Origin of the sequence: Actinophytocola sp. (assembly GCF_035712165.1) — a bacterium.
Taxonomy (GTDB): Bacteria; Actinomycetota; Actinomycetes; order Mycobacteriales; family Pseudonocardiaceae; genus DASYTH01.
In genome coordinates this window covers 1-3,544 of sequence record NZ_DASTBH010000280.1, presented here as the reverse complement: position 1 = coordinate 3,544, position 3,544 = coordinate 1, and the positions used below count along the sequence as shown (strand labels likewise).

4 protein-coding genes, 1 rRNA gene and 1 pseudogene are annotated in these 3,544 nt (G+C 69.0%); 5 read left to right on the top strand and 1 reads right to left on the bottom strand.

All coding sequences use genetic code 11. The annotated features are described in order from the left end of the window. Together VFO68_RS15880 and VFO68_RS15875 are read left to right on the top strand one after the other, a co-directional pair. Positions 1–431: pseudogene (locus VFO68_RS15880) on the top strand (argininosuccinate lyase); the annotation flags it as partial. Next, a complete protein-coding gene (locus tag VFO68_RS15875) occupies positions 419–1,045 on the top strand; it encodes a DNA-3-methyladenine glycosylase (RefSeq protein ID WP_325159059.1) in 627 nt (208 codons plus the stop codon). The pseudogene VFO68_RS15880 and the gene VFO68_RS15875, both read left to right, overlap by 13 nt. Here VFO68_RS15875 and VFO68_RS15870 read toward each other — a convergent pair. Then, positions 1,033–1,317 (bottom strand): PASTA domain-containing protein, encoded by a 285-nt coding sequence (locus VFO68_RS15870; RefSeq protein ID WP_325159058.1) that lies wholly within the window; start codon positions 1,315–1,317, stop codon positions 1,033–1,035. The genes VFO68_RS15875 and VFO68_RS15870 overlap by 13 nt on opposite strands. 96 nt (positions 1,318–1,413) lie before the next feature. On the opposite strand from VFO68_RS15870, the gene VFO68_RS15865 reads away from it, so the two are divergent. The 3 genes from VFO68_RS15865 to VFO68_RS15855 all read left to right on the top strand — a co-directional run. Beyond that, positions 1,414–1,782 carry a RidA family protein gene (locus tag VFO68_RS15865; RefSeq protein WP_325159057.1) on the top strand — a complete coding sequence of 123 codons (369 nt, stop codon included), beginning with the start codon at positions 1,414–1,416 and terminating at the stop codon, positions 1,780–1,782. 27 nt (positions 1,783–1,809) lie between these two features. Continuing rightward, entirely contained in the window at positions 1,810–3,084 is a 1,275-nt protein-coding gene (tyrS, locus tag VFO68_RS15860) for a tyrosine--tRNA ligase (RefSeq protein WP_325159056.1), read from the top strand. Between the two features lie 334 nt (positions 3,085–3,418). Further along, a 16S ribosomal RNA gene (locus tag VFO68_RS15855) occupies positions 3,419–3,544 on the top strand; the annotation flags it as partial.

The window sequence follows — 3,544 nt, the reverse complement described above, 5'->3', positions numbered from 1 at the left end:
AGGAGGACAAGGAGCCGTTGTTCGACTCGGTGGACCAGCTGGAACTGCTGCTGCCCGCGGTCGCCGGGCTGGTCGGGACGCTCACCTTCGACCCGGACCGGCTCGCGGCGCTGGCGCCGGCCGGGTTCACGCTGGCCACCGACATCGCGGAATGGCTGGTGCGCCAGGGCGTTCCGTTCCGGGTGGCGCACGAGGCCGCGGGCGCCTGCGTGCGCGCGGCCGAGGCGCGCGGCGTCGGTCTCGCGGACCTGTCCGACGCCGAGTTGGCCGGCATCCATCCCAGCCTCACCCCTGAGTTGCGTACTGTGCTCACCGTGACCGGTTCGATCTCCTCTCGCGACGCTTACGGCGGAACTGCCCCCGACCGGGTGGCCGAACAGCTGCGTCGCGTGATCGACCGTGCCGCCGAGCACCGTGCGTGGATCGCGTGATTGACCTGATCGCGCGCGAGGAGTTGGCGGCGGACCCGGTCGATGTGGCTCGCCGGCTGCTGGGCTGTGTGCTCGAGTCCGAACTGCCGGACGGTGTGGTGCAGGTCCGGCTGACCGAGGTGGAGGCCTACCGCGGCGGCGACGACCCGGCCTCGCACTGCTATCGCGGCCGGACGGCCCGCAACGAGGTGATGTTCGGCCCGGCCGGGCACCTGTACGTCTACTTCGTCTACGGCATGCACTTCTGCGCGAACGTGGTGGCGTTGACCGACGGCGTCCCGGGCGCGGTGCTGTTACGCGCCGGCGAGGTGGTGTCCGGAGTGGACGTGGCGACGCGGCGTCGCCCGGGGGCGCGCAGCGAGACCGAGCTGGCCAAGGGGCCGGCCCGGCTGACCGGGGTGCTGGGCCTGGATCGCCGGCACAACGGCGCGGACCTGACCGACCCCGGCTCGCCGATCCGGCTGCTGGCCGCCGAACCGGTTCCCGCCGAGGACATCCGGGTCGGCCCGCGGGTGGGCGTCGCGGTCGCGCTGGACGTGCCCTGGCGGTTCTGGCTGACGGGTTCGCCGACCGTGAGCACCTACCGCCGCGGCGGCAAACGTCAGCGGTCCTGACCACCTTCGTCGAGGTACGCCTTGTTGGTGCGTACCGGCGGCAGCGGCCGCACCGGTTCCCGAACCCCACTGCCGTCCTCCGGCGGAGGTTGGACCCAGACGGTGACCGGATCCCAACGCCGCAGCCGCGATCGGGGCGCCGGCCGCTGGCCGATCACGATGCCGTGCAGCAGCGGGTCGGGACTGTCCGGATCGGGTCCCTGGAGCAGCAGGCCACGGTCGTGCCCGGTGAGCCAGGCGTTCAGCGCCTGCATCCCCCGGAAGTCGGGCACCTCGATCTCGGGCTCGCTCAGTTCAGATCACCGTGATCAACGGTACGCCCGGAAATCCGGTCGTGGCAACGGTCTCCGGCTCGTTACCGTGCCGCCGTGCAGACAACCGAGATCCTTCCGCAGCCCGGCTCCTACGCCCAGGGCGTGCTGGTGACCGGCGCCGAGCGGCTGCTCTTCGTCAGCGGCCAGGTGCCCGAGACGGCCGAGGACGGCATTCCCGAGGACTTCGAGTCGCAGTGCCGGCTGGCCTGGCGCAACGTGGCGGCGGTGCTCGAGGGAGCGGACATGTCGCTGCGGAACCTGGTCAAGGTCACGATCTTCCTGTCCGACCGGAAGTACCGCGCGGCCAACGCCGCGATCCGACACGAGGTGCTCGGCGATCATCATCCGGCGCTGACGATCATCATCACCGGCATCTGGGACGAGGCCTGGCTGCTCGAGATCGAGGGCACCGCGGCGGCCTGACCCCGGTGCGTACAGGAAGATGTGCACGTGCCTGAACACATTCTGGACGAGCTGGCCTGGCGTGGGCTGATCGCGCAGTCGACCGACCTGGACGCGCTGCGGCGCGAACTGGACGGCGGGCCGGTCACGCTCTACTGCGGCTTCGACCCGACCAGCCCGAGCCTGCACGCCGGGAACCTGATCCCGCTGCTCGGCCTGCGGCGGTTCCAGCGGGCCGGCCACCGGCCGATCGTGCTCGCCGGCGGGGCCACCGGGATGGTCGGCGACCCACGTGACGTCGGTGAGCGGACCATGCAGTCGCTGGACACCGTGGCCGAATGGACCGAGCGGATCCGGGGCCAACTCGAGCGGTTCGTCGACTTCGACGGCTCGCCCACCGGCGCGCTCGTGGAGAACAACCTCACCTGGACAGCCGACCTGCCGGTGACCACCTTCCTGCGCGACGTCGGCAAGCACTTCTCGATCAACGTGATGCTGGCCCGGGACACGATCAAGCGCCGGCTCGAGGGCGACGGCATCTCCTACACCGAGTTCAGCTACATGTTGCTGCAGGCCAACGACTACCTGCAGCTGCACAGGCGGCACGACTGCCGGCTGCAGATCGGCGGCGCCGACCAGTGGGGCAACATCGTCTCCGGCGTCGACCTGGTCCGCCGGGTGGACGGAAAGTCGGTGCACGCCTTGACGTTGCCGCTGGTGACCGACTCGGAGGGCCGCAAGTTCGGCAAGTCCACCGGCGGCGGGAATGTCTGGCTGGATCCGGCGATGACCTCGCCGTATGCCTGGTACCAGTACTTCGTCAACGTCGGGGACGCCGACGCGGTGCGCTACCTGCGCATGTTCACCTTCCTCACCCGGGAGGAGATCGCCGAGTTGGAGCGGTCCACCGAGGAGGCGCCGCACCTGCGCGCGGCCCAGCGCAGGTTGGCCGAGGAGTTCACCACGCTGGTGCACGGCGAGCACGAGATGCGCCAGGTGGTCGCGGCCAGCCAGGCCCTGTTCGGCCGGGGCGAGTTGCGCGACCTCGACGCGGCCACGCTCGACGCGGCCATGGCCGAGGCGCCGACCGGAACCGCCCGGCTGGTCGAGTCGCCCACGATCGTCGACCTCCTGGTGACCGCCGGACTTTCGCCCAGTCGCGGTGCCGCGCGCCGGACGGTGAGCGAGGGCGGGGCGTACGTGAACAACGTGAAGGTCGCCGAGGAGGACTGGCGGCCCCAGCAGAGTGACCTACTGCACGGAAAGTGGTTGGTGTTGCGCCGGGGCAAACGCACCACCGCCGGGGTCGAAGTGGTCGGCTGACCTGCGGGTATCCGCCGGCACCCTATCGATTTGACCATTGCGCGGGGCGCGGTGTAACTTCGTTCCCACCGGAACGGAACGGGCTCGGAGATCGGGACCGGGTTCTGGTGGGGGGTCGCGAACCAAGCTCCCACAGCGAGTGGTAGAGTGGGCGACCGTTGGCTCGGAGGGTTCGAGCCGGACAAACCAAAGCAGTGCAAGGCCCCTGCGAGACGCCGTGTGCGTTGACCGGGTGTGCGTGTGTTGTTTGAGAACTCAACAGTGTGCCGATTTAAGCCAGTAGAGCTTTATGAATCCCTTTGTGGGTTCTTTTGAGTTGTTTTTTTGCCAGGTTTTTTTGGAGAGTTTGATCCTGGCTCAGGACGAACGCTGGCGGCGTGCTTAACACATGCAAGTCGAACGGGATCACTGCTTCGGTGGTGGTTTAGTGGCGAACGGGTGAGTAACACGTGGGTAATCT